Source organism: Hymenobacter sp. BRD67, assembly GCF_013256425.1.
Lineage (GTDB): Bacteria > Bacteroidota > Bacteroidia > Cytophagales > Hymenobacteraceae > Hymenobacter.
The window spans coordinates 2,051,889-2,074,644 of sequence record NZ_CP053904.1 but is presented as its reverse complement, the minus strand read 5'-3'; the positions used below and the strand labels follow the sequence as shown (position 1 = coordinate 2,074,644).

Sequence of the window (22,756 nt, the reverse complement as noted above, 5' to 3'; positions counted from 1 at the left end):
GGCGCCGTAGAGGTTGCGCTGGCGGATGGTCTGGCCGTCGAGCTGGTCTATCCACTCGGGGGGCGGTCGGCGGTGAGAACCAGCAGCGGAATTTGCTGAAAGAAAGCCTCGGCCACGGCGGGCGCGTAGTTGAGGCCGGCCGTGCCGCTGGTGCAGACGAGTACCACGGTGCGGCGCGTGGCCTGCGCAATGCCCAGGCCGATGAAGGCGGCGGCGCGCTCATCGGGAATAACGCGCAGCTTGCTCCGGTAGGCCGGGTGCCGCGCAAACGCCAGCGTGAGGGGCGCCGAGCGCGAGCCCGGCGATAGAATAACATCGGTAATCCCATGCCGGGCGCAGATTTCGGCGATGTTAAAAACGGCTTGGTTGTTCATCTACTAGGGTAATTCGGAAGGCGCCGGGTGGTGGCGCTTAGTGGCCTGTACGCACAAAAAGGAGGCTCGGCTAAGGGTTGGGCTTGGCGCCGGCAGCAGGAGTTTTAGGGGCGGGGCTGCCTTGCACCAGCGCTCCGAGCAGGCGCACCAGGCTGGTCATGTCGCGGTAATCGAGCACTTCAACGGGCGAGTGCGAGTAGCGGCCCGGCCAGGAAAGCGGTACCGACGGAATGCCGTAGTTCATAAACTCCATGCCGTCGGTGCCGCCCGCCGTCATGCCTTCCTGAATCGGAATGTGCTGACGGTCGGCCAGGGCGTGCACGTGCTGCACCAGGTCGCGCCGGGCAAAATTGATGCTTTCGACTACCCGTATCACGGCACCCTGGCCAAGCGGGCAATAGCCAAACACCCGCGACTCCTGCGGCGCGTCGGACGACACAAACGTGTCGATGGGATATACCACATTGGCATCTTGCAGCTGCTGCGCGGCAAAAGCCGAGCCCAGCAAACCGATTTCTTCGCCCGTCGACCACACGTAGGTAACGCGGCAGGGCAGCCTGGCCGGGTCGAGGTGTTGCAGCGTCAGCAGCAGGGCCGCGCAGCCCACGCGGTCGTCGAGGCCGCGCGCAGCGGCCCGGTTCGGTCCCAGCGGCCGCAATTGCTTGGGCATGGTCACGGTAGTGCTCCCCACCCGAACGCCCGCCGCCTGCGCCTGCTGCGCCGAGGTATAGCCCGCAAACACGGTGAGCGGCGTGCTCGGGGCGCTTTTGGTTGCCTGCTGGTAGTGCGGACGCGGCTCAAACAGGGCCGGCACGTCGGCCTGGCCCGGCGTGTGCAGCAGGGCCGGCTGCGCTTCCCACAGCCACGGGTAAGCACCGCCTTTCAAACTCAGCACGAGCCGGCCGTTGGGGCGAATGGAATCGACCACAAAGCCGACCTCATCCATGTGGGCCACGAACACGAGATGGCGCGGGCCCTGCCCAAAGGTCAGCACGAGGTTGCCCGCCTGGTCTACGGTAGGCCTGGCCCAGGCCGGCAGCTGCCGGGCAATGAAGTCACGCACCGGCTTTTCGGCCGTGCTCACGCCGTACTGGCCCACTAGGCCGGCCAGGAGCTGAGCCGCGGCCGGGTATGAAGACAGCACGGGCGCCGAAGCTGCGGTGGGAAGTGCCGGAATAACCATCGGGGTAGCTGGGGCGCCAGCTGCCAGTAGCCAGGCTTGCGCGAGCTGCTGCACGTCGGCCACCGCGACGGCCTCCACGGGCGTATTGGCATAGCGGGCGGGCAGGCCGAGCAGGTAGGTGTGCGCGGCAGCCAGCTTCGTATTGGGTAGCACGGGCTTGCGGGCGGGCCGCGCGGGCGTCGTCAGCACGACGCTTGGCAGAGAGTAGGGCAGGGCCTGGTCGGCCAGAAGCTGGCCGGTGCCGGCAGCCTCGGTTTCGAGGGTGCGGTCAAATCGGTACACTTCCTCAAAGGGACCGTAGCGATTAGCTATGGCCTCAAACCCTTTGCCATTCAGCAGCTCCAGGGTAGTCCAGGCGATGACCACGGTGCCCCGTACCGGCGCGGCGGCCAGCGTCTGCGCTACGCCGGCCAGCGCGATGGCGGCGGCTTTGGCTTTCATGGCCGGCGCGGCTACCCACTGCTGGCCCAGCACAGCCGGCTTTTTTTCCAGGGTAAGCGGGTCGAGCAGCTGAATGCCTTGCCGGGCCACGTCGGCGGCCGAGGTGGCCCCCACATCGAGAAATGCGGCTTGCCACGAAAAAGGCGGCTTGTTTTTTTCGGGCTCGGCACGCAGGTTGTCGTAGTGTGAAGATGGTACGCACGAAATGGCATTGCGGGCCCCGTGCGCGGTGACGATACGCACGTCGTGGCCTTCCAGAAACTGGTGAAACAGCGGCCCGGCCTGCCCGCCGCCCACCGGCGCCACGCGCAGGTAGCCATCAGCCTGAATCTGACTTACCACGTAGCCCGGCTCGTCGAGCGGGGCCACGAGCAGGCGGCGCGGACTGCCGCTGCCGAGCACCAGCACCAGGTTGCCGAGCTGGTCCTGCTGCAAGGTGCCGGCTTTAAACAACGACTGCACAAACCGGCTGGCTTCGGCTTCCCGGCCGGTTACGGCGCTGGTGCGCGCATAGGCCTGCAGCAGCGCCGGCAGCTGGGCCTGGGCAAGCCGAACCCAGCCAATTAGTAGTAGGAACAGGGTAGTAAAGCGCATAGGCCAGGCAGGGAAAAGTAGAACGTACTAGGAACTTGCGTTGTCAGGCAGCGGCTAAGCCGGGGGGGTAATAACGGATGCCACGGTCTGGAGCTTCAGCTCCGTTTCCTGCCATTCGCGTAGCGGGTCGGAGTCGGCGGTAAGGCCGGTGCCCGCATACAGAATGGCTTCTTTGGGCCGCAGCTGCAGGCAGCGCAGGTTAACATAGAGCCGCGAGATACCCGGCGCGGCCACGTTTACCGGCCCCAGAAAGCCGCTGTAGTACGCCCGGTCGTAGCCCTCGTGGCGGTGCAGAAACTCCAGCGCCGCTACTTTCGGCATGCCGCCCACGGCTGAGGTGGGGTGCAGCAGGCGCAGCATATCGGTACCCAGCGAAGAAGGGGCCGGCACGTTTTTCAAATTAACCTCAAAGTCGGTGCGCAGGTGCAGCAGCTGGCCGGCCACCGCCGTGCGCGGGCCGGCTTCGTGGTATTCACGTAAGCGCAATTGTTTAAAGCAATTTACTATATAACGTGAAACTAATGCTTGTTCCTCAATCTCCTTCTGCCGCCAGATGGCATCCTGGGGGCGCGGCCCGGCACCAGCGGCTGGGTGCCCGCCAGGGCCATGGTATGGAAGTGGCCGTCGGCCGTGACTTCGGCCAATACTTCGGGCGAGGCCCCGAGCCAGGTGCCCACGCCCGGCACGCTCACCAGCGACACAAATGCCCGCGGATACTGCCGGCTCAACTGGCCAAATGCCGCCAGCGGGTCGAAGCCGGCCGGTAGCGGGCGGTGCGCTACGCGCGACGTCACTACTTTCACTACTGCCTTGTCTTCAATAGCCTGCACGCCGGTGCGCACGAGCTGCGTGTAGTCGGTTTCGGTGGTAGCCGGCGGGGCAGGCTGCGCGCTGTAGTGCCAGGCCAGCTCAGGTGGCGTCGGCAGGCTGAGCCAGGCCGTAAGATTGGGCACCAGTTCGCGGGCGGCCGGAGCCACGCGCACTACCTCGGGCCGGGCGAGGTCAAACTGCACATCGGCGGGCAGAAACAGCGCCGGGTTGTGGTCAGAGTCGCGAAAAGGAAAGAAAGCGAAGCCTACCGGTGCCTGGGTATCGAGGGCGGGCGGCAGACCAGTATAAGCGGCTTCGAGCGAGCGGCTCACCAGCAGGCGCGGGTGCTCGCTCGCCGGCTCGCGCCAGATGGCCAGCGGCCGGCCGGTGCGCAGGGCCCCTGCCGCCAGGTGGCGCAGCCGCGCCGTCGCATCGGGGCTGGCCGCGGCAGGCCAGGGCAGAAGCCGGGGTTCAGCTGCTTGCATTACGCTTTTTTCTCCCTGGCGGCGGGCAGGTCAATCACGGCCATCGTGATGCGGCTGATGCACACCAGCACCCCGGTTTCTTCGTGCGTGATGCGGATTTCCCACACTTGCGTGGTGCGGCCTACGTGCAGCGCCGTAGCGCGGCCGCGCACCCAGCCATCGCGCACGCCTTTGATATGGTTGGCGTTGATTTCAAGGCCTACGCAGGCCTGGCGCGTCACGTCGATGCGGGTAGCCGCGCCGATGCTGCCCAGGGTTTCGGCCAGCGCTACTGAGGCCCCGCCGTGCAGCAGGCCCATGGGCTGGTGGGTGCGGCCATCGACGGGCATCCGGCCTTCGAGGTAGTCGTCGTTGAGAGCCGTCAGCTCAATGCCCAGGGCATCGGCCAGCGTGGGGCGGTGGGCCGCCCAGATTTTCACGTCGTCAAGCGTCATTTTATACTAGGCAGTGGGTAATGGGCACTAGGTAATTATTCGACTGGATGGGCTGGAGAAGGGAGGGCGGCCGGGGCCAACATGCCTTCAACACCCCTTGCTTATTACCTATTACCCGTTGAAAAACCCCGTACTTTACAGCATTGTTCGGCAAAACTACTCGACTTCCTTACCCGTGCCAGTTCAGCAGCTCTATCTTCTTCGCCACGGCCAGACCGACTTCAACGTGCAGGGCATTGTGCAGGGCAGTGGTATCGACTCCGACCTCAACGAGCGGGGCCGCCGCCAGGCCGCGCAGTTCTGGCAAGCATATCAGGCCATGCCATTCGACCGGATTTATACCTCCCGGCTCCGGCGCACCCAGCAGTCGGTGCAGCAGTTTATCGACGCGGGAATTCCGCACGAGCAGCACGCCGGCCTCAACGAAATCAGCTGGGGCACCCGCGAAGGCACCCGCATTACGCCCCAGGAAGACGCCGAATACGCCCAGGTACTGACCGAGTGGACCACCGGCAACGACCACGCCCGCCTGCCCGGCGGGGAAAGCCCGGCCGAGGTGGCGGCCCGCCAGCGCCCGTTTATCGAGCTGCTTCAGAGCCGGCCCGACGACGAGATTGTGCTGGTGTGTCTGCACGGCCGGGCCCTGCGCGTGCTGCTCTGCCAGCTGCTGGGTTACCCGCTGCGCTGCATGGATGGCTTTGAGCACCAGAACCTCTGCCTCTACAAGCTGCACTACACGGGCTCGCACTACACTATCCGTAATTTTTTAGACGTAAGCCACTTAGTGGTGGGCTAGCAGGTAGTGAGCAGTGAGTAGTAAGCAATGAACAGTTGACTGCTATTCAGCTGCCCAACTCAACTGTTCACTACTCACTGCTCACTGCTTACTTTTTTCGAATTGTTTCCCCACCTTTTGGCGGCTAATTTTGGCCCCCAATCCCAACCTGCAATTCCGATGGCCGAAATTATCAAAATGCCGAAAATGAGCGACACGATGACCGAAGGGGTCATTGCGGCCTGGCTCAAGAAAGTAGGCGACAAAGTGAAGTCGGGCGATATCCTGGCCGAAGTCGAAACCGACAAAGCCACGATGGAGCTGGAAAACTACGAAGATGGCACGCTGCTTTACATAGGCCCTAAAGAGAAAGATTCGGTGCCGGTTGACGGTGTTTTGGCCATTGTGGGCAAGGAAGGGGAAGATATTTCGGGCCTGCTAAATGGCCAGGGCGGTGGAAGCGCACCGCAGGCGGCCGCGCCCGCTCCGGCGGCGGCTCCGGCACCAGTAGCTGCTCACGCAGCGGCAGCAACTGCCGCCCCAGCGCCCAGCGCGCCCGCCAATGGCAAGAAAGCCACGGTGGTACGCATGCCCAAGATGAGCGACACGATGACCGAAGGCACTATTGCCGCCTGGCTCAAAAAGGTAGGCGATAAAGTGAAGTCGGGCGACGTGCTGGCCGAAGTCGAAACCGACAAAGCCACGATGGAGCTGGAAAACTACGAAGACGGGATTCTGCTATACACCGGTCCCAAAGAAGGCGAAGCGGTAGCCGTAGATGGCATCCTGGCCATCATTGGGGAGGAAGGCGCGGATGTGCAGGCCCTGCTGGGCGGCCAGAGCGGCGGCGCAGCGCCCGCTGCCCTAGCCCCGGTCGAAACGGCTGCTCCGGCTACTCAGCCTGCCGCCAGCACTTCGCAGCCCGAGGCCAGCACCGGCCGCCTGCTTGCCTCACCCTTGGCCAAGAGCATTGCCAAAGACAAAGGCGTTGACCTGCGCCAGATTAAGGGCAGTGGCGAAAACGGCCGCATCGTGGCCCGCGACCTGCAAAGCACCCAGCCCCAGGCTGCTCCCACTGCCGCGCCTGCCCCGGCTGCTCAGACCGAGCGAGCGCCTCAGCCAGTGGCCGCTGCCCCGGCTCCAGTGGCTACCGAAGGGACCTACACCGATACGCCCGTATCGCAGATGCGCAAGGTGATTGCCAAGCGCCTGTCGGAAAGCCTGTTTACGGCCCCGCATTTCTATCTCACGATGGAAATTCTGATGGACAAGGCCATGGAAGCCCGCGTACGCATGAACGAGCTGTCGCCGGTAAAACTGTCGTTCAACGACATGGTTATCAAGGCTTCGGCCGTGGCGCTGCGCCAGCATCCGGTTATCAACTCGTCGTGGCTTGGCGATAAGATTCGCCAGAATAAGCAAATCAACATCGGCGTGGCCGTGGCTGTCGATGAGGGCCTGCTGGTTCCCGTCATCCGCAGCGCCGATGGGAAAGGCCTCTCGCAGATTGCCACCGAGGTGAAAGAGCTGGCCGGCAAGGCCAAGAGCAAGAAGCTGCAACCCGCCGAATGGGAAGGTAGTACGTTTACTATATCTAACCTGGGTATGTTTGGCATCGACGAGTTCACGGCCATTATCAACCCGCCCGACGCCTGCATCCTGGCCGTGGGCGGCATCAAGCAGACTGCCGTGGTAAAGGATGGCCAACTGGCTATCGGCAACATCATGAAGGTGACGCTGAGCTGCGACCACCGTGTGGTAGACGGCGCCACCGGCGCAGCCTTCCTGCAAACCCTGAAAGGCTTGCTTGAAGACCCCATGCGGATGCTCATTTGATAGTAGTGAGCAGGTAACAATGAGCAATGAGCAGTGGCCATCCGGTCACGCTCATTGCTCATTGTCCTTTCAACTGCCCGCTGTTCACTGTTTACTGCTCACTGTTAACTGAAGATGAGAATCCGCTCCACAACTGTGCTTGGCGTGCGCCACAACGGCCAGATTGCCCTCGGGGCCGACGGCCAGGCCACCATGGATAAGCACGTAGCCAAAAACAACGTGCGCAAGGTGCGGCAGCTCAACGACGGCAAGGTCGTGACCGGCTTCGCCGGCTCCACGGCCGATGCGTTTATGCTGCTCGACCGCTTCGAGGAAAAGCTCGCGGCCTATGGCAACAACCTCAAGCGCGCCGCCATCGAGTTGGCCAAAGACTGGCGCAAAGACCAGTACCTGCGTAAGTTAGAAGCCATGATGGTCGTCTGCGACAAGGATGAGCTGCTCATCATCAGCGGCACCGGCGACGTGCTGGAGCCCGATTCTGATGTAGCGGCCATTGGCAGCGGCGCCATGTACGCACAGGCGGCTGCCCTGGCGCTTAAAAAGCACGCCCCGCACCTCACCGCCCGCCAGATGGTAGAAGACGCGCTGCACATCGCGGCCGATATTTGCATTTATACCAATCATAATTTGATTATTGCCGAGCCAGCGTAATGGTTTTAGTGGTTAGCCGATAAATTATATATGCAACCACTGCTTGTGAGGTATTCAAAATGGTATTTTATTTTTCAACCGCTGGCGTTTCTGTGCTTCGTTAGCGGTGCGTTCGGCATATTTCATGAGGTAAAATCCTTAAAAGTCATGGATTTCATAGGAATCCTGCTTTTCGGAGTAATGGCCATCGTAACCGGCTGGGGACTTTTACAGCTAATTCGCTGCAAACCTTTTATTGTACTTAACGACAAAGGGGTTTTCAGTAAAGATTGGGGGCTGGGAACAATACCTTGGTCAGACATTGAGCAGGTATTCATCTCGTCAGAGCGATGGCCAAAAAACGTTGAATTGCTATTACGCAGCCCTGAGTCGTATCTGAAGCGTCAGTTCTGGCTACGTCGCATTTTAACAGCTTGCGAGTCAGCCTTTGGTAAATCGCCTTTCCTTCTGCTCACTGGAATGTCTGATACCTCCGCCGACACCGTAGTAGAATACATCTGCCAACGACTGAGCCAACAGCATAACTCACCTATTCAATAAATTCTGCTTATCCGTATTTAATGTTGTAATCGTCACATAAATTCACCCCATGCACATTACGAATTTCCTCAAGCACCACTACCGCCACTTCAACGCTGCTGCGCTTATCGACGCGGCCGAGGGCTACAACAAGCACCTGGCCGAAGGCGGCAAAATGATGATTACCCTGGCCGGGGCCATGAGCACCGCCGAAATGGGCATTCAGCTGGCCGAACTTATTCGCCAGGATAAAGTGCAGATTATCAGCTGCACCGGCGCTAACCTGGAGGAAGACATTTTCAACTTGGTGGCCCACGACTTCTACGAGCGCGTGCCGCACTACCGCGACCTCACGCCCGCCGATGAGCACGCCCTGCTCAAGCGCCACATGAACCGCGTAACCGATACCTGCATCCCCGAAGAGGAGGCCATGCGCCGCATCGAGCACACGGTGCTGAAGTTCTGGGAGCAGGCCGACAAAGCTGGTGAGGCGTATTTCCCGCACGAGTTCTTCTACCAGATTCTGAAATCGGGTGAGCTGGAGCAGTACTACCAGATTGACCCCAAAGATTCCTGGATGCTGGCCGCCGCCGAGAAAAACCTCCCTATCATTTGCCCCGGCTGGGAAGATTCTACCCTGGGTAATATATATGCCGGCCACGTTATTACGGGCGACATCAAGAACGTGCACACCATGAAAACCGGCATCCAGTACATGATGTACCTGGCCGACTGGTACACTGAGCAGGCCACGGAGGAGAGCAAGGTGGGCTTCTTCCAGATTGGCGGCGGCATTGCCGGCGACTTCCCCATCTGCGTGGTGCCCATGCTGCACCAGGATTTGCAGCGCCACTCGGTGCCGCTCTGGGGCTATTTCTGCCAGATTTCGGACTCAACTACTTCCTACGGCAGCTACTCGGGCGCAGTGCCCAACGAGAAAATTACCTGGGGCAAGCTGGGCGAGAAAACCCCGAAATTCATCATCGAAAGTGACGCGACTATCGTAGCACCGCTGGTGTTTGCGATTGTGCTGGGGCAATAGGCCGGTCAGCTGAATAGGAAAAGGAAAGGCCGAACGCTACCCATGCGTTCGGCCTTTCTTTTTGCCAATGGCTATAGGGTTAGCGACCCAACACCTCATCGGTGAAATGCGCCTGGTGCGGGCCCTGAGCAAATTTCTCCGCATTAAAAGCGGCCGAGTTGCCGCGTGGAATAGAGAGCGACTGCCAGGCATCGCCGGCCACTAGCTTGCCGATAAAAACCAGCTGCCCCACGTGGTACGGGTAGTGCGCCAGCTGTCGGTTGATGGCCTCCATAACCGTATGGCCTTGGTTGCGGATATAGATAAGGCGGTCGCCATCGGCTTCCGTCAACGTATCGAGGGCGGCAAACAGGCACTGCCAGCCGGCTTCCCAGCGCTGAAGCAGCGCGTCGCGCGTCTGGAGGTCGTTGTCAAATTCGGCCTCGCGGTCGCGCCAGGGCTTTTCACCGTCGGAAGTCAAAAAATCAGTCCACCGCGACAGCATATTGCCCCACATATGTTTTACGATGGCCGCCATGCTGTTGCTGGCCGCGTTGGGCTGCCAGAAAAGCTGGTCGTCGGGCACCTGCCGCATGGCCTGCTCGCCAAGCAGCTTGTAATAGGCAAATTGCTTACGGGCGCTGGAAAGAAAGTCCGGGAACATAAGCTGCTAACGGTTAGTCTTTATGCTGTTGCCAATCGCAGTTTTACCAGCGCTTGCGCTGGCGATACGCATCTACCTGCTGGCGCAGCGCGGCCAGCACGCTACCATAGTGTTGGCGGGCATCCTGTTGCTGCTCCAGCCGTTGGAGGCGGCTGTTGATTAGCTCAGAAAATTCTTCTACAGAGTAAGAGCGTTTCGGCTGGGTAGACACTGGCAAAAAGGGGGCAAGACCAACAACACGTAGCGGTCGCAATTTAAGCAGCGCAGCCGAATTGTTACGTTCGGGAAATATAAATTTCCCGCCTGAGTGCCGGCTTGCTAGTTAGCGCCTTCCCAAAAAATGTCCGCGTCCTTCATTAGGCGAAAAGCGAACGTATCAGGCAGCGAAAAAAGGAGGCTATTTCTCAGCCATTGAAGCTGTTTAGGAAGTAGGAGGCGGCGCAATTTTACGCAGTAGGAGCACCGTAAAGGCGAGCCAGTGCAAAGCCAGCCAGTTTTGCAGGCTAGTTTCGTAGCGCACGAGCAGGGCTTTGAAGCTGTCGAGCCAGGCGTTGAGCCGCTCGATAACCAGCCGTCGGCGGTACAGTTGCGGGTCGAACGGCGTGTCATCGTCGGTCTGCCAGTCGGCCGAGCGTCGGTTGCGCGGGATGTTGACCTCGATGGCGCGCCGGGCGCAGGCTTGTCGCAAGCTGCTGACATCGAAGGCCTTGTCAGCGTTCAGAAATAGGCCTTCCAGGCGCAGCTCGGCCGCTTCGAGCAGGTCGCACAACTCGGCAAAGACGCGCTCCAACTCGAACGTATCGTGCTGGTTACCCGCCTGGGGCGTGGCCACGGCCAGCGGCAGGCCTTGGTTGTCAGCCAGGAACAGGGCGTTGGTGGTGCGGCCTGCCTTGCGGCCCTGGTAGCCGATGGCCGCCCCGCCGTTCTTGGCCAGCGTGTGGCTGCCATCGAGTTGGATGCTGGACAAGTCGAGAGTACGCCGATGCAAGCGTAAGCTAATGAGCCACAAATTTTTCCAGGCACCCTACTTGCCCCAGGCAGTGAAGTGGTAGTAGACGCCCTGCCAACTCAGCGGCTCGCCCGTGAACAAGGCCTTGACCGGCAGCCAGCGCCACTGGCAGCCGGTTTTGAGCTTGTAAAAGATAGCGCCCACCACCTCGGCCGGGTCAGTGGTGCGGCGGCCCCGTTGCGCACGGGCAGGTGGGGCAGGAGCCAGCGGGTAATCATATCTTTGCTCAAGACTTCCATGAGGGAGGGAAAGGAGATGGGTCGCACCTCAAATTTCCCGCTTTTGTGGGAGTCTTTTCTGTTTTGTGCTCGGCTGGCTACTTCCTAAACAGCTTCACTATAAAACGGAGGGCCGCTCCGCGATCCAGTGGCTGAGAAATAGCGCTAAAACCGGAAAAGTGGCCGGGCCGGATTCCAGATTCCCCACGGAATCATGAGCAGCACCAGCAGCAGGGCAATACCATAGTAAATGAAGGCAGTTTTGTGCTTTTGCGAATCATTAAGACGCTTTTTGGAGAGTGTGCGGCCTACCTGGGCAATCACAACGGCCAGCACCATCACGGCAATATGCTCCATGCCGAAAAAGCGGGTAGTCGGGTCTTTCATCGCGCCGGCCACCTTCATGGCCTTGAGGCCGTAGGGGCTCAGGCCAAAATACAGCCCCAGCCCAATAATAAGCTGCAGCAGCATGAAACCTACAAAGCTGGCTCCAAAAGCATTGTCGCCCTTGCCAAAAGCCCTGCGGCCCGACCAGCCCACATAGCCGCGAAATACGGCCACCAGGCCCGCGCCCAGTACAAACCACCGAAGCCAGGAGTGAAGAAAAAGAAGAATCTGGTACATAGAAAAAGTGTAATATACCGGGCAGCCCGGTCGGTGAAAACCCGGTGCGAAGCTACGGGCGGGGGTGCGGTTTACTCAAACTCGCCTGGCTGGGGCACGGGAGCGGGGGCCCCGCCCCGGGCCGCTGCCGCCCGCTGCTTGTGCCGGATGGCCACGGCGATAGCCAGAAAAACCGAAACGAAGGGTAGTACCAGCCCCACCACCAGCCACCGCCCAACCGACTGCCCATGCGAGTAGGCGATATAAGCCGTGAGCAGCGCCAGCGGCACGTTCAGCAAATAAAGTAGCAGATAGGGGAGCAGGTAAAATAACATAGTAAAAATAAGATATATTGTGCCTGGCCGCTGAATAGCTCGTCTAGGTAAGCTGCCTACCGCGCCTTGCCGCGCTTTACCAGGTAGGCGTAGAGTACTTTGTCGAAAGGCTCACGTACATCTACCGGCACAAAATCAATTTTGAGCTGCCCGCAGCGCAGGGCCAGCTCTTCCTCAAATTGGCGCATAGCCGCCCGGTACTGCGCGCGCACCTGCGCCGGCTGCAGCCGTATCTCCTGGCCCGTTTCGACATCCTCGAAAATGTAAGGACGGTCCTGGAAGTCGAAATTCGACTCGGTGGCCCGGTCCAGTACATGAAACAGCAGCACTTCGTGGTGCTGGTGGCGCAGGTGCTGCAAGGCCGCCAGGGCCGCTTCCTGCTCGGCCGCGCTGCGCCCCAGCATATCACTAAACACGATAACGAGCGACCGCTTGGGTATCTGCTGCGCAATGGTGTGCAGCACACCGGCCACGTCGGTCCGGGCCGTGGCGCGCCGGGTGGCGGCCAGGGGCGCGGGCCGCTCCAGTAGCTGCTGCATGGCCAGCAGCAGCGTGTGGCGATGGGCCGAGGTCGAGCGCACGGGGGTTTGCAGCTCCACGGTTTCGGCAAACGTGACGAGGCCCACGGCATCGCGCTGACGCTGCAGCAGCGTGGTGAGCGCGGCTGCCGCCAGCACCGCAAAGCGCAGCTTGTCGTGGCCGGGCTCGGGATAATACATACTCGGGCTTACGTCGAGCAGCAGGTGGGCGCGCAGGTTGGTTTCTTCCTCGTAGCGCTTCACAAACAGCTTGTCGGTGCGGGCAAATACCTTCCAGTCGATATGCCGGGTGCTTTCGCCGGGGTTATAGAGGCGATGCTCCGAGAACTCGACCGAAAAGCCGTGGTAGGGCGACTGGTGCAGGCCGGTAATAAACCCATCGACTAATTGCCGGGCCAGCAGCTCCAGATTTTCAAATGAGCGGATGGCGGCGAGGTCGAGGGCAGGAGCAGGCATGGTAGCGAAAGGTGGCGCGGGAGTATAGAATTAGCAATCAGCAGGCTACTGTAATCTAGCGCAGCGTTTACTAAGATGGGTTTGTCAGGGCGGAGCCAGACAGTGACTGAACTAATCTTACGTGCTGATAAACAAGCCGGCCACCAGTTGAGTTTCGTCGGCATTGCTACCCCATTTAGGTAAGCAGTTTCGCCTTTATCTTTGTCTGAGCCTACGCAAGTTTAGTGCCTTATAACTAAAAATCAACTTACTTTCCCCTTCTCAGCTCGTGGAAGACCGCTACTCAAAAGACCAGGAAGAAATCTACTCGCACCGCATGAAGGCGGGCAAGCGTACGTATTTCTTCGATGTGAAAGCTACCCGTGGTCAGGATTATTACCTGACCATTACGGAAAGCAAGCGCCGCCCCGGTGCCGACCCCGATGGCCCGGCCAGCTACGAAAAACACAAGATTTTCCTTTATAAAGAGGATTTCAATAAATTTATTGACGCCTTGCACGATGCCGTGGACTATGTGCGCGACGAGCTGCTGACCGAGGAAGAAGTGGCCGAGCTCGACCGCCCGCGCCCCGGTTTTGAGGGTGAGCAGCCGCGCGCCGGTGAGCAGCCGACGGATGATGGCCGCCCGGCCGCTCCCGACCTGGGCGAAAGCACCTACTAAACACCGATACGCAGTTGGAGGGGAGAGAATAGTAGTGCGCCGCTGGCTCTGGTAAAGAGCAGCGGCGCTTTGCATTGGTGCCCCGCGCCGTTGCCCGCCGTACCTTTGCCAGTGGATTATGCGAACTCATAATTCATACCTCATAATTCAACACTCAATAAAATGGGCCTCCGCTGCGGTATTGTCGGCCTGCCGAACGTCGGCAAATCCACGCTTTTCAACGCGTTATCCAACGCCAAGGCCGAATCGGCCAACTATCCTTTCTGCACCATCGAGCCCAACGTGGGCGTCATTACCGTGCCCGACGAGCGCCTCCAGATTCTGGAAGCGCTGGTGAACCCCAAGCGCGTGCTGCCCACTATCATCGAGTTTGTCGACATTGCCGGCCTCGTGAAAGGGGCCAGCAAGGGAGAGGGCCTGGGCAATAAATTCCTGGCCAACATCCGTGAGGTCGATGCCATCATTCACGTAGTGCGCTGCTTCGACGACCCTAATATCGTGCACGTAGCCGGCGGCGTTGACCCCGTGTTTGATAAAGATGTTATCGACACTGAGCTTCAACTCAAAGACCTCGAAAGTGTTGATAAAAAGCTGGTAAAGTCGGAGCGCAGCGCCAAGGCCGGTGATGCTGCCGCCAAAAAGGAAGTAGCCAGCCTCCAGAAATTCAAGCAGGCCCTCGAAGCTGGCGAAAACGCCCGCGCGGTGCCAGCCAGCGAAGAAGACCTCGCCGCCGTGGCCGACTTGCAGCTGCTCACTATTAAGCCCGTTATCTATGTGGCCAACGTGGACGAGGCCAGCATCGCTACCGACGGCAACAAGCATGTGGCGGCCCTGCGCCAGCACGTAGCCGCCGAAGGCGCCCAGGTAGTGCTGGTGTCGGCCGCCATCGAGGCCCAGATTGCCGAGATGGAAGACCCCGAGGAGAAGGCCATGTTCCTGGGCGAGTATGGCCTCACTGAGTCGGGCCTCAACAAGCTTATCCGGGCCAGCTACGAACTGCTCAACCTCATCACCTACTTCACGGCCGGCGTGCAGGAAGTGCGCGCCTGGACGGTGCACCGCGGCGACAAGGCGCCCGCCGCCGCCGGCGTCATTCACTCCGACTTCGAGAAGGGCTTTATCCGCGCTGAGGTTATCAAGCTCGCCGATTACCAGGAATACAAAACGGAGGTAAAAATCAAGGAAGCCGGCAAAATGGCCGTCGAAGGCAAAGACTACGTGGTGCAGGATGGCGACATTATGCACTTCCGCTTTAACGTGTAAACCAGGGGCTTACTTAAATCTTTGCGTTTCAACTTCTTTAGTTAATGGCTGTTTGGTGCATAAAAAAGCCTGGCGTAATTACGTCAGGCTTTTTTATGGAAATGTAATAAGGCTTACTACTTAAAAAGGGCTTCCAGCGATACGTCAAATTGGGTAATTGGGTCGTGCAAGGTGCCCGAACCATATACCTTGGCTGGCTGCCCAGGTAGAAATAAATAGACCGATTTTACAGCCGGAGCGATTAGCCAGGCAGACTGTACGCCTGCGGGAAAGTAAAATTCCCTGATTTTAGTAATTAAAAGGTCAAGAGCCTGGGTAGGCGATAAAATCTCGATGGCGGTAGTAGGGGCGAGGGATAGCGAATTATATCTTTTTCCCAGTTGTAAGTTTGGCGGGGCATAATGGCCACATCGGGCTTGAGCCGCCCGGTGCTCAGCTCAAATTCCAGCTCCGGTAGGATATCGTATTGCTCTTCGTAGGCGGCCAGTAGTACATTGAGTCGGCCAATGAGCCGGGAGTGATTAAGCGACATAGCTTCTTCGAGCACAACCTCGGTTTCGATAACTTCGATGGCCTGCGTATTCATGAGTAAGGGCTTTTTTCAAAGGTAGACGAATTACCTTTAAAGTTAGCGCCAAACCGCCGGCCGAAGTATCTTTGCCCCCTGCCAAAACCTAGCCCAACCCCACCTTTATGAAGTTCATTGTTTCGTCCTCGGCCCTGCTCAAGCAGCTCCAGAGCATCAACGGCGTGGTTACGAACAACCCCGTGGTGCCCATCCTCGAGAACTTCCTGTTTGAGATTGAGCCGGGCAAGCTCACCATCACGGCTTCCGACCTGGAGACGAGCATGATAACCGAGCTGCCCATCGAAGCCCGCGAAGCGGGACGCATTGCCGCGCCGGCCCGCATCCTGCTCGATACCCTCAAGAACCTGCCCGACCAGCCCGTAACATTTAGCCTGGATGAGGAAACCTACACCATCGAAATCAGCTCGGCCAATGGCCGCTACAAGCTGGCTGGTGAGAATGCTGCCGACTTCCCCCGCGTGCCGGTGGTGAAGGGCTCGGCCCCGGTCGAGATGCCCTCGTCGTCGCTGGCGCGGGCTATTAATAAAACCATCTTCGCGGTGAGCACCGATGAGCTGCGCCCGGCCATGACCGGCATTCTGGTGCAGCTGGGCGAAGCCCAGGTAACGTTTGTGGCCACCGATGGCCACCGCCTGCTGCGCTACCGCCGCCAGGATGTGGGCGCGGGCCAGACGGCCAACCTCATTATTCCGCGCAAAGCCTTCAACCTGCTGAAAAGCTCGCTGCCCAGCGAGGCGACGCCGGTGCATATCGAGTTCAACCAAAGCAATGCGTTCTTCTCGTTCAACCAGATGCGCCTGGTGTGCCGCCTCATCGACGAGCGCTACCCCGACTACGAGAACGTAATTCCCGTCAGCAATCCTAATAAGCTTATTATTAATCGCCAGGAGCTGCTGAACTCGGTGCGCCGCATCAGCATCTACTCCAATAAGACCACCCACCAGGTGCGCCTGCGCCTCACAGGCTCGGAGCTGGTGATTTCGGCCGAGGACCTCGATTTCAGCAACGAGGCCAAGGAAACCCTGGCTTGCCAGTACGACGGCGAGGATATGGAAATCGGCTTCAACGCCCGCTTCCTGCAGGAAATGCTCTCGAACATTGACTCGGAGGAAATCACGCTGGAGCTGAGCACGCCCAACCGGGCCGGCCTGCTCATGCCTACCCTGGCCGACGAGAACGAAAGCATCCTGATGCTGGTAATGCCGGTGATGCTCAATAACTACGTGTAGCTGCTAGCCTATTAAAACACGTTTGTCATTGCGAGCCTGCGAAGCAATCGCACTAGAACGAGCCGCTTGAGTTTCGTTCAGGTGCGATTGCTTCGCAGGCTCGCAATGACAAACTTTTTTAGAATCCTGCCCAATCCTTTTATGAAAAAATCAGAAATTCACTTCAGCATTGCACTCGACGACCAGAAGGTGCCCGAAGCTATCAGCTGGCAGGCCACCGATGCAGGCAAGGATATTCACTTTGCTAAAGCTATCAACGTAGCCATCTGGGACCGCAACGCCGACGCGACGATGAAAATCGACCTTTGGACCAAGGATATGCCCACCGATGCCATGAAGTTTTTTGTAGTCGATAACATCGGCTCGATGGCCGAAACCATCGTGACGGCCACCGGCGACAAGAAAATGGCCGAAATGATGCGCACCCTCTGCAAAGAGCTCAGCGATTACCTCGAAGAGCAGGGGCAAACGAATAGCTAATACATATTGTATTTTATATATTTAAAAAGGCCTGCCGCACTATGCGGCAGGCCTTTTGTTTGGTGCGTGGAGTGTAGGTTAGCGCATGGAGCGGCCCAGGGAAGCTGGCCGGGTACCGGAAGTTCCTGCGCTCTTGGCTGGCGCTGAGGGTCTGATAACGGCATCGTTGGCCCGCGCCGGCACTGGGTTCTGGACTGAGTTGACGAGTAGCGAAGCCGAGGCATTGTGGGCGTAGTCGTGGTCGGCCTGCGCGTAGCGCTTGCGGGCGTCGAAATAATCGGTGTACTGGTCGGTCGAGAGAACGGCCTGCACTTCCGCATCGCGCTCGTGGCTGATGGCTTTCGACTGCTTGTCCAGCATATCGGGGTCTTTGGCGTACAGGTGTTCGGCCGCCGCCAGCTTGGCAATTTTATCGTTGTTGATGTCGCGCATGCGCGACGCCTGGTAGCCATTCAGGCGCAGGTCGCGCGTCATCTGCTCGGTCAGGTGCTCCGAACGGGCTGATACGGCCGGGTTTAGGCGCGGGGTAGGCTGGGTTTTATCCTGCGGCATTGGCGAGGCCGGCCCCTGGGAGGGCGATGCCTGCTGCGCCCGGGCAGTAAGGGTAGCAGCCAGCAATAGAAAGGCAAAAGCAGATTTCATTGGCGGGCAAAGCATGGGTTAGAATGACTGGTAGCCAACTGGTGCGCCAGCAGCGGGCGGCGCGAGGCTGCTGCTACTAACGCAAAACCTGCCCGCGAAGTTGATGCTAACGCGCTGGCGGCACTGGTCAAAACTGGTTTTTCCACATCATGCTCTCTACCGGTCGGTCGGTGCGGTCATTGTATTTGGCCGACTGCTTGCGGTTGTAGAACGTTTGCACATCGCCTTGCAGGCTGAAATAAATCAGCTGGCCGATAGGCATGCCTGGGTACACGCGCACGGGCATAGAAACGCTGATTTCCAGGGTCCAGTGGTTGCAAAAGCCCACGTCGCCCTTGCCGGCGGTAGCGTGAATATCGATGCCCAGGCGACCCACGCTGCTTTTGCCCTCCAGGAAGGGAACGTGAGCGTGGGTTTCGGTATACTCCTCCGTTACGCCCAGGTAAAGCGTGCCCGGCTGAAGCACAAAGCCTTCATCGGCCGATAGCTCGAAGGTGGTGATTTGGTTGTGGCGGCGGGCATCGAGCACCGCGTCGTTGTAGGTAGCCAGGTAGCGGCCCAGGTGTACGTCATAGGAGTTGGTACCCAGGCAGCTCGGGTCGAAAGGCTGCACTACAATGGTACCGCGCTCCATTTCGGCGCGGATTTGCAGGTCGGTCAGAATCACGGATTAACGGGTAGTTTAGCGAATTTCAGGGTTGTGTAGGGGCGGCTCCGGCTGAGGTAAAGGCCCGCGAAAGCAGGCGCTTATTCGGAGTCGTCGTAGCTGTCGGCCGGCAGTTCGCCGGTAGACTGGGGGCGGAAGCGGCTGAAAAAGCCGGCGTTAGGTCCGGTAGCCGTGCCGGGCTCGTCGGGAGTTTCTTCCTCGCCTTCGGGCGGGGCTGTATAGTACGCCTGCTCGGCCTCCAGGGCCCGCACGCGGGCGCGCAGGCGCCGCAGCTCGGGCAGCAGGCTGGCTGCCGAGTAGAGCAGCAGGCCAAACGAGCCCAGGCTCAGCAGCAGCGTGATGTAGCCTACCCAGCCGGGGCCGCTGGTGGACGCGGTGCTTGCGGAGGAGTAGGCCGCCGGCCGGATTTCCGGCTCCGCTGCCGCCGGCGTGGTCTCGTCGCTGGGGCCGTTGGTAGTAAGCGGCGCAGCTGCGGCCAGCGGCTCCTCGGGCTCGGGGGCGGGTTTGGCGGCGGGGCTGGCGCTGGCGTTGAACTGCGCGGTGGCTTGCTTGATAACGCGTTGCTCGGCGCGTACCAGGGCAGACTTTTCATCGTGCGGCAGGCCCCGGATAAAGAACTCGAAATTGCGGTCGAGCAGTACGCCGTTCAGCTGCTTCTCAAACTCAGCCAGCGTGAGTGGGCCATTGCCAAAATGCGTTTTGTAGCGCTCAGCCACCCCGTTGTAGTTCAGAAACAGCTTTTGCAGCTCAGTATTATTCTCAAAGTTGGTAAACTGCCGCCGGGCCGCTGCCGAGCGCAGGTTCTCAGGAAATTTCTGACGCGTAAAGTGCTTGTCGTACACCGTTTCGAACGTGCGGAAGTTTAGCTCGTCGATGGTGCGGTCGAAGAGCTGCTTGTTGGCTTCGGCGGGCGTTTGGGCACCGGCGGAGCCCGCCAGCAGCAGGGCAAAAAAGAGGGGCAGCAGGTAACGCATAAGGGGGTTAGCGCAGAGTTTCGCAAAGTTGGCAGGGTAGCGCAAAGTATTGAAGCGGAAGCCTCTGCCAAACGCTGCGCCAAAAAGTCTAGTGGTGCGCTTCGATGAGCGACTCGCGGCAGGCGGTAAGGTACTTTTCTACCAGTTCGTCGGTGATGGCCGTCGAGATAAAAAGCGCCTCAAACTGCGACGGAGCCAGGTAGATACCCCGGTTCAGCATGGCGTGGAAATAGCGCCCGAAAGCCGGCAGGTTGGCTTTCTTGGCGTCTTCGAGGTTATTAACCGGCTCCGGCGTGAAAAACAGGCTGAACATCGAGCCCACCTGATTAACGGTATAATGGAGACCCAGCTCCTTGGCAATCTGCCGGGTGCCATCGGCCAGGCGGGTGCCGATAGTTTCCAGCTGCTGATACACTTCGGGGTGCTCGTGGAGGTAGCGCAGCTGGGCCATGCCGGCCGCCGTAGCCAGCGGATTGCCCGAAAGCGTACCGGCCTGGTACACCTTACCGGCCGGCGCCACCTGGTTCATGATGTCGGCCCGGCCCCCGTAGGCACCTACGGGTAGGCCGCCCCCAATAATCTTACCCAGCGTGGTCATGTCGGGTACCACGCCGTAGCGCTCCTGCGCGCCGCCCGGCGCAAGGCGGAAGCCCGTCATTACTTCGTCGAATATTAGTACAATACTATGTTTGGTGCAGAGGGCCCGCAGCCCGGCCAGGAAGCCCGGCGCCGGCTCCACGAGGCCCATGTTGCCCACCACCGGCTCGATGATAATAGCAGCCAGCTGGTCGGGGTTGGCCGCAATGGCGGCCTCAACGGCGGCAAGGTCGTTGTAGGGCACGGTGAGGGTATCGCGGGCCACCCCCTCAGTTACGCCCGGCGAGTCGGGCGCGCCCAGCGTGAGGGCCCCCGAGCCGGCGGCAATCAGAAATGAGTCGCCGTGCCCGTGGTAGCAACCCTCAAACTTGAGGATTTTGGCCCGGCCCGTGTAGCCGCGCGCCACCCGAATGGCCGACATCGTGGCCTCCGTGCCTGAGTTCACCAGGCGCACTTTCTCCAGGCTGGGTACCAGCTCGATAAGCAGCTCGGCCAGCTCAACTTCGCGCCGGGTGGGTGCTCCAAAGGAAAGCGAATCGGGCAGGGCTTTGGTGAGGGCATCAAGTACCACGGCCGGCGCGTGGCCGAGTATCATCGGGCCCCAGGAGTTGATAAAATCAACGTACTGCTTGCCATCAACATCGGTAAGCCAGGCGCCCCGGGCCGATTGCATAAATACGGGCACGCCGCCCACCGAGCGAAACGCCCGGACCGGCGAGTTAACTCCGCCCGGAATCAGCTCCTGGGCGCGGGCAAATAAGGTTTCGGAAGTGGTCATGCTAAAAGTCTGCTTGCTTTTTAAATATAATAACGTCTGTCATTGCGAGCCTGCGCAGCAATCACATAAAAACGATGAGCGCACGACTCGCGCCAGGGTCGTTCTCGTGCGATGACTTCGCTTTGCTCGCAATGACAAACGCGAAGAGCTTGCGGCTTACCGCACCAGCTGCGGCTCGAGGTTGCTGAGCTTGAACAGCGGCACGGTTTGGTTGTCGTGCGCCGTGCTAGGGTAGGTGAGGCCTTCGAAGATGGCTCCGGGCTGCGGCGGGGCGCTGGCCAGGCCGCTCTGAAAGGCCGGCCCGTACTGGAGTAAGGCATTGCCAAAAAACAACAGCAGCTCGAAGCCCTGGTTGGCAAACACGGAGGGCGGCAGCTTTTGCTTGGCCAGGTAGAGCTGGCGGAAGCGCCGGTAGCCGGGCCGCTGCGTATCAAAATACTTGGGGTGATAATAGTACACGCCCGCGCTGCCCAACTGCCCAACGCCCAGGCCGGGATTGTCGAGCCAGGTGCCGGGCACCACCAGCGCCGGGCGGCTGGCCGCCGGCACCGCAGCCAGCGCCGTAAAGGCTGCTGGCCCAGCCTTGCGGGCGTCGGAGGCTACTACGAAGTGGCTGGCTCCGGCCAGCTCGGCCGGCAAAAAGGCCGCGGCCAGGCTGCCGGGGTCGTCGGGCCGGAAGGCGTGGGTGGCCAGCAGGTGGCCGCCGGCCGCCTCATAAGCTGCCTGGTAGGCCGCCGCAAAGTCATTCTCATCCTTGCTGTCCTCGTGCAGCAGCACGGCCGGGCGGCCCGTACCAAACGCGCTGGCGGCAAACTGCGCGGCCACCCGGCCCTGGGTAGCGGCACTGGGAGAATAGAGGTAGTGATAGGCATTATCCTGCACCAGGTCAGCATCCTGCGAAAGCGGATTGATACAGATAATCTGATGCTCACGGGCGTAGCGGGCCAGCAGCTTGGCGCCCGACTTGTACACCGGCCCGATGAGCAAATCCATGCCTGCCAGCTCGGGCAGGGCCAGGATGCTCTTGAGCGTCAGCGTATCGGCTCCGGTATCGTAGGCATAGAGCTGCACCGGGTGCCCGGTGCGCTGCAATGAGTCCTGGGCCAGGCGCAGGCCGGCGTAGAGGTCGGTTACAAACTGATTTTTGCGCTGGGTCTGCCAGGTATTATCCTGAAGCTCAAAAGGTAGTAAAACTGCTATATTGTAGCTTCCCTTGCGCGGTAGGGCCTTCGGCGCGGCTGGCCCGGTGGCGGTAAGGGCCGTCGCGTAGCGGGTACGGTCGAGCTTAAACTGACTAACGAGGGCCTCCAGCTGCTGGCGGTCGGCCTCATTGAGCGAGCCACCGGCCAGCAGGTAGTCGGCATAGTACCGGCCGATGAGCTTGCTTTGCGGGTAGCGCTTCTGGAGGCGCTGCCAGGTGGTTCGGTCTTTCAGCCTGGCCAGGTAAGTGGCCTGCATGGCTTCGCGCAGGGGGCCGTACTGCTCGGCGGGCAGCTGGCCCAGCGTACGTAGCGCCGTATCATAATCGCCCTGCTCAAACGATACCTGGCCTTGCAGATACAGCGCCTCGTTGAGGTTGCCGTAGGTAGGGTATTGATTTCGAATAAGATTGAGCATCTGCTCGGCCTCGGCCCACTGGCCCAGGCGGGTGGCTGCCACCGCGTAGAGGTAGGCGGCATCGCCGGCCTGGGCAAACTTATTGATGGGTTGGGCCAGCGGCTCCAGCTCCTGCATGGCCGTGGCGTAGTGGCCCTGGTCGAGCTGCATTTTGCCGGTACGGTAGCGCGCCAGCTGGCCCTGGGCGGACGCGCTCAGGCTCAGCAGCACGAGTGGCAGTAGAAACAGCTGCCGCCAGAACCAGAAGGCGGCAGCACGATACAAGTGGGTCATGCGGAAGGGAAGGGCCGGCGTTGGCCAGCGCAAAGGTAC

At 60.1% G+C, this 22,756-nt stretch carries 28 protein-coding genes; 9 read left to right on the top strand and 19 right to left on the bottom strand.

The annotated features are described in order from the left end of the window. Positions 1-47 precede the first annotated feature (47 nt). The 5 genes from GKZ67_RS24555 to GKZ67_RS09650 all read right to left on the bottom strand — a co-directional run bounded on the left by GKZ67_RS24555 (position 48) and on the right by GKZ67_RS09650 (position 4,321). Entirely contained in the window at positions 48-374 is a 327-nt protein-coding gene (locus GKZ67_RS24555; protein ID WP_317172285.1) for a thiamine pyrophosphate-binding protein, read from the bottom strand. Between the two features lie 70 nt (positions 375-444). After that, positions 445-2,592, bottom strand: a complete 2,148-nt coding sequence (locus GKZ67_RS09660) for a M20/M25/M40 family metallo-hydrolase (RefSeq protein ID WP_173242101.1) — start codon at positions 2,590-2,592, stop codon at positions 445-447. A 54-nt stretch (positions 2,593-2,646) separates the two neighbouring features. Continuing rightward, positions 2,647-3,099, bottom strand: coding sequence for a chorismate-binding protein (locus tag GKZ67_RS23380; RefSeq protein WP_254245233.1), 453 nt, complete (start codon positions 3,097-3,099; stop codon positions 2,647-2,649). Between the two features lie 11 nt (positions 3,100-3,110). Beyond that, positions 3,111-3,887 carry a chorismate-binding protein gene (locus GKZ67_RS23375; RefSeq protein ID WP_254245183.1) on the bottom strand — a complete coding sequence of 259 codons (777 nt, stop codon included), beginning with the start codon at positions 3,885-3,887 and terminating at the stop codon, positions 3,111-3,113. Next, positions 3,887-4,321 (bottom strand): hotdog fold thioesterase, encoded by a 435-nt coding sequence (locus GKZ67_RS09650; protein WP_173242100.1) that lies wholly within the window; start codon positions 4,319-4,321, stop codon positions 3,887-3,889. The genes GKZ67_RS23375 and GKZ67_RS09650 overlap by 1 nt, the downstream gene beginning before the upstream one ends. Positions 4,322-4,439: 118 nt before the next feature. Here GKZ67_RS09650 and GKZ67_RS09645 point away from each other — a divergent pair, with 118 nt between their 5' ends. From GKZ67_RS09645 to GKZ67_RS09625, 5 genes are all read left to right on the top strand, one after another. Further along, positions 4,440-5,117 carry a histidine phosphatase family protein gene (locus tag GKZ67_RS09645; protein WP_254245182.1) on the top strand — a complete coding sequence of 226 codons (678 nt, stop codon included), beginning with the start codon at positions 4,440-4,442 and terminating at the stop codon, positions 5,115-5,117. 159 nt (positions 5,118-5,276) lie between these two features. Continuing rightward, a complete protein-coding gene (locus GKZ67_RS09640; protein ID WP_173242099.1) occupies positions 5,277-6,932 on the top strand; it encodes a pyruvate dehydrogenase complex dihydrolipoamide acetyltransferase in 1,656 nt (551 codons plus the stop codon). A 114-nt stretch (positions 6,933-7,046) separates the two neighbouring features. Further along, positions 7,047-7,583, top strand: coding sequence for an ATP-dependent protease subunit HslV (hslV, locus tag GKZ67_RS09635; protein ID WP_173242098.1), 537 nt, complete (start codon positions 7,047-7,049; stop codon positions 7,581-7,583). A 30-nt stretch (positions 7,584-7,613) separates the two neighbouring features. Further along, positions 7,614-8,123 (top strand): STM3941 family protein, encoded by a 510-nt coding sequence (locus GKZ67_RS09630; RefSeq protein WP_173242097.1) that lies wholly within the window; start codon positions 7,614-7,616, stop codon positions 8,121-8,123. A gap of 49 nt (positions 8,124-8,172) precedes the next feature. Then, entirely contained in the window at positions 8,173-9,144 is a 972-nt protein-coding gene (locus GKZ67_RS09625) for a deoxyhypusine synthase family protein (protein ID WP_173242096.1), read from the top strand. Between the two features lie 79 nt (positions 9,145-9,223). Here the strand turns inward: GKZ67_RS09625 and GKZ67_RS09620 are convergent, their stop codons facing one another. The 7 genes from GKZ67_RS09620 to GKZ67_RS09595 form a co-directional block, all read right to left on the bottom strand. Continuing rightward, a complete protein-coding gene (locus tag GKZ67_RS09620) occupies positions 9,224-9,787 on the bottom strand; it encodes a DUF1572 family protein (protein WP_173242095.1) in 564 nt (187 codons plus the stop codon). Between the two features lie 43 nt (positions 9,788-9,830). Then, positions 9,831-9,998, bottom strand: a complete 168-nt coding sequence (locus GKZ67_RS09615; protein WP_173242094.1) for a hypothetical protein — start codon at positions 9,996-9,998, stop codon at positions 9,831-9,833. A 210-nt stretch (positions 9,999-10,208) separates the two neighbouring features. Further along, a complete protein-coding gene (locus GKZ67_RS09610; protein ID WP_254245181.1) occupies positions 10,209-10,754 on the bottom strand; it encodes a transposase in 546 nt (181 codons plus the stop codon). Between the two features lie 57 nt (positions 10,755-10,811). Continuing rightward, on the bottom strand, positions 10,812-11,003 hold the full coding sequence (locus GKZ67_RS23370) for a transposase (protein WP_254245232.1): 192 nt from the start codon (positions 11,001-11,003) through the stop codon (positions 10,812-10,814). Between the two features lie 176 nt (positions 11,004-11,179). Continuing rightward, entirely contained in the window at positions 11,180-11,638 is a 459-nt protein-coding gene (locus GKZ67_RS09605; protein ID WP_173242093.1) for a hypothetical protein, read from the bottom strand. 71 nt (positions 11,639-11,709) lie between these two features. Then, the gene (locus tag GKZ67_RS09600) at positions 11,710-11,952 is read right to left on the bottom strand and encodes a hypothetical protein (RefSeq protein ID WP_173242092.1); all 243 of its coding nucleotides are present in this window, start codon (positions 11,950-11,952) and stop codon (positions 11,710-11,712) included. 56 nt (positions 11,953-12,008) lie between these two features. Beyond that, complete coding sequence (locus GKZ67_RS09595) at positions 12,009-12,947, bottom strand: DUF58 domain-containing protein (RefSeq protein ID WP_173242091.1); 939 nt, start codon at positions 12,945-12,947, stop codon at positions 12,009-12,011. A gap of 268 nt (positions 12,948-13,215) precedes the next feature. Between GKZ67_RS09595 and GKZ67_RS09590 the strand changes: the two genes are divergently transcribed. Together GKZ67_RS09590 and ychF are read left to right on the top strand one after the other, a co-directional pair. Continuing rightward, entirely contained in the window at positions 13,216-13,608 is a 393-nt protein-coding gene (locus GKZ67_RS09590) for a DUF3276 family protein (protein ID WP_173242090.1), read from the top strand. Between the two features lie 162 nt (positions 13,609-13,770). Continuing rightward, positions 13,771-14,871 carry a redox-regulated ATPase YchF gene (gene ychF / locus GKZ67_RS09585; protein WP_173242089.1) on the top strand — a complete coding sequence of 367 codons (1,101 nt, stop codon included), beginning with the start codon at positions 13,771-13,773 and terminating at the stop codon, positions 14,869-14,871. A 116-nt stretch (positions 14,872-14,987) separates the two neighbouring features. Here ychF and GKZ67_RS25105 read toward each other — a convergent pair whose 3' ends face one another. Continuing rightward, positions 14,988-15,200, bottom strand: a complete 213-nt coding sequence (locus GKZ67_RS25105) for a hypothetical protein (RefSeq protein ID WP_410505065.1) — start codon at positions 15,198-15,200, stop codon at positions 14,988-14,990. After that, positions 15,167-15,457, bottom strand: a complete 291-nt coding sequence (locus tag GKZ67_RS09575; protein ID WP_173242088.1) for a hypothetical protein — start codon at positions 15,455-15,457, stop codon at positions 15,167-15,169. The genes GKZ67_RS25105 and GKZ67_RS09575 overlap by 34 nt, the downstream gene beginning before the upstream one ends. Before the next feature lie 107 nt (positions 15,458-15,564). Between GKZ67_RS09575 and dnaN the strand changes: the two genes are divergently transcribed. Together dnaN and gldC are read left to right on the top strand one after the other, a co-directional pair. Then, complete coding sequence (gene dnaN / locus GKZ67_RS09570; protein WP_173242087.1) at positions 15,565-16,689, top strand: DNA polymerase III subunit beta; 1,125 nt, start codon at positions 15,565-15,567, stop codon at positions 16,687-16,689. A gap of 141 nt (positions 16,690-16,830) precedes the next feature. Then, positions 16,831-17,169 carry a gliding motility protein GldC gene (gene gldC, locus GKZ67_RS09565; RefSeq protein ID WP_173242086.1) on the top strand — a complete coding sequence of 113 codons (339 nt, stop codon included), beginning with the start codon at positions 16,831-16,833 and terminating at the stop codon, positions 17,167-17,169. 78 nt (positions 17,170-17,247) lie between these two features. Here the strand turns inward: gldC and GKZ67_RS09560 are convergent, their stop codons facing one another. The 5 genes from GKZ67_RS09560 to GKZ67_RS09540 form a co-directional block, all read right to left on the bottom strand. Beyond that, the gene (locus GKZ67_RS09560; RefSeq protein WP_173242085.1) at positions 17,248-17,811 is read right to left on the bottom strand and encodes a hypothetical protein; all 564 of its coding nucleotides are present in this window, start codon (positions 17,809-17,811) and stop codon (positions 17,248-17,250) included. A gap of 127 nt (positions 17,812-17,938) precedes the next feature. Then, complete coding sequence (gene dcd, locus GKZ67_RS09555; RefSeq protein WP_173242084.1) at positions 17,939-18,478, bottom strand: dCTP deaminase; 540 nt, start codon at positions 18,476-18,478, stop codon at positions 17,939-17,941. Positions 18,479-18,558: 80 nt separating this feature from the next. Beyond that, entirely contained in the window at positions 18,559-19,452 is an 894-nt protein-coding gene (locus tag GKZ67_RS09550) for a hypothetical protein (RefSeq protein WP_173242083.1), read from the bottom strand. A gap of 88 nt (positions 19,453-19,540) precedes the next feature. Beyond that, on the bottom strand, positions 19,541-20,827 hold the full coding sequence (gene hemL, locus GKZ67_RS09545) for a glutamate-1-semialdehyde 2,1-aminomutase (protein ID WP_173242082.1): 1,287 nt from the start codon (positions 20,825-20,827) through the stop codon (positions 19,541-19,543). A gap of 156 nt (positions 20,828-20,983) precedes the next feature. Then, positions 20,984-22,717, bottom strand: a complete 1,734-nt coding sequence (locus GKZ67_RS09540) for an ABC transporter substrate-binding protein (RefSeq protein ID WP_173242081.1) — start codon at positions 22,715-22,717, stop codon at positions 20,984-20,986. Positions 22,718-22,756: the final 39 nt, after the last annotated feature.

Bases quoted from the DNA above. Each gene is read 5' to 3' on its own strand.
- GKZ67_RS24555 (WP_317172285.1), bottom strand. From the start codon at position 374: ATGAACAACCAAGCCGTTTTTAACATCGCCGAAATCTGCGCCCGGCAT.
- GKZ67_RS09660 (WP_173242101.1), bottom strand. From the start codon at position 2,592: ATGCGCTTTACTACCCTGTTCCTACTACTAATTGGCTGGGTTCGGCTT.
- GKZ67_RS23375 (WP_254245183.1), bottom strand. From the start codon at position 3,887: ATGCAAGCAGCTGAACCCCGGCTTCTGCCCTGGCCTGCCGCGGCCAGC.
- GKZ67_RS09650 (WP_173242100.1), bottom strand. From the start codon at position 4,321: ATGACGCTTGACGACGTGAAAATCTGGGCGGCCCACCGCCCCACGCTG.
- GKZ67_RS09640 (WP_173242099.1), top strand. From the start codon at position 5,277: ATGGCCGAAATTATCAAAATGCCGAAAATGAGCGACACGATGACCGAA.
- hslV (WP_173242098.1), top strand. From the start codon at position 7,047: ATGAGAATCCGCTCCACAACTGTGCTTGGCGTGCGCCACAACGGCCAG.
- GKZ67_RS09630 (WP_173242097.1), top strand. From the start codon at position 7,614: ATGCAACCACTGCTTGTGAGGTATTCAAAATGGTATTTTATTTTTCAA.
- GKZ67_RS09625 (WP_173242096.1), top strand. From the start codon at position 8,173: ATGCACATTACGAATTTCCTCAAGCACCACTACCGCCACTTCAACGCT.
- GKZ67_RS09620 (WP_173242095.1), bottom strand. From the start codon at position 9,787: ATGTTCCCGGACTTTCTTTCCAGCGCCCGTAAGCAATTTGCCTATTAC.
- GKZ67_RS09605 (WP_173242093.1), bottom strand. From the start codon at position 11,638: ATGTACCAGATTCTTCTTTTTCTTCACTCCTGGCTTCGGTGGTTTGTA.
- GKZ67_RS09600 (WP_173242092.1), bottom strand. From the start codon at position 11,952: ATGTTATTTTACCTGCTCCCCTATCTGCTACTTTATTTGCTGAACGTG.
- GKZ67_RS09595 (WP_173242091.1), bottom strand. From the start codon at position 12,947: ATGCCTGCTCCTGCCCTCGACCTCGCCGCCATCCGCTCATTTGAAAAT.
- ychF (WP_173242089.1), top strand. From the start codon at position 13,771: ATGGGCCTCCGCTGCGGTATTGTCGGCCTGCCGAACGTCGGCAAATCC.
- GKZ67_RS09575 (WP_173242088.1), bottom strand. From the start codon at position 15,457: ATGAATACGCAGGCCATCGAAGTTATCGAAACCGAGGTTGTGCTCGAA.
- dnaN (WP_173242087.1), top strand. From the start codon at position 15,565: ATGAAGTTCATTGTTTCGTCCTCGGCCCTGCTCAAGCAGCTCCAGAGC.
- gldC (WP_173242086.1), top strand. From the start codon at position 16,831: ATGAAAAAATCAGAAATTCACTTCAGCATTGCACTCGACGACCAGAAG.
- GKZ67_RS09560 (WP_173242085.1), bottom strand. From the start codon at position 17,811: ATGAAATCTGCTTTTGCCTTTCTATTGCTGGCTGCTACCCTTACTGCC.
- GKZ67_RS09550 (WP_173242083.1), bottom strand. From the start codon at position 19,452: ATGCGTTACCTGCTGCCCCTCTTTTTTGCCCTGCTGCTGGCGGGCTCC.
- hemL (WP_173242082.1), bottom strand. From the start codon at position 20,827: ATGACCACTTCCGAAACCTTATTTGCCCGCGCCCAGGAGCTGATTCCG.
- GKZ67_RS09540 (WP_173242081.1), bottom strand. From the start codon at position 22,717: ATGACCCACTTGTATCGTGCTGCCGCCTTCTGGTTCTGGCGGCAGCTG.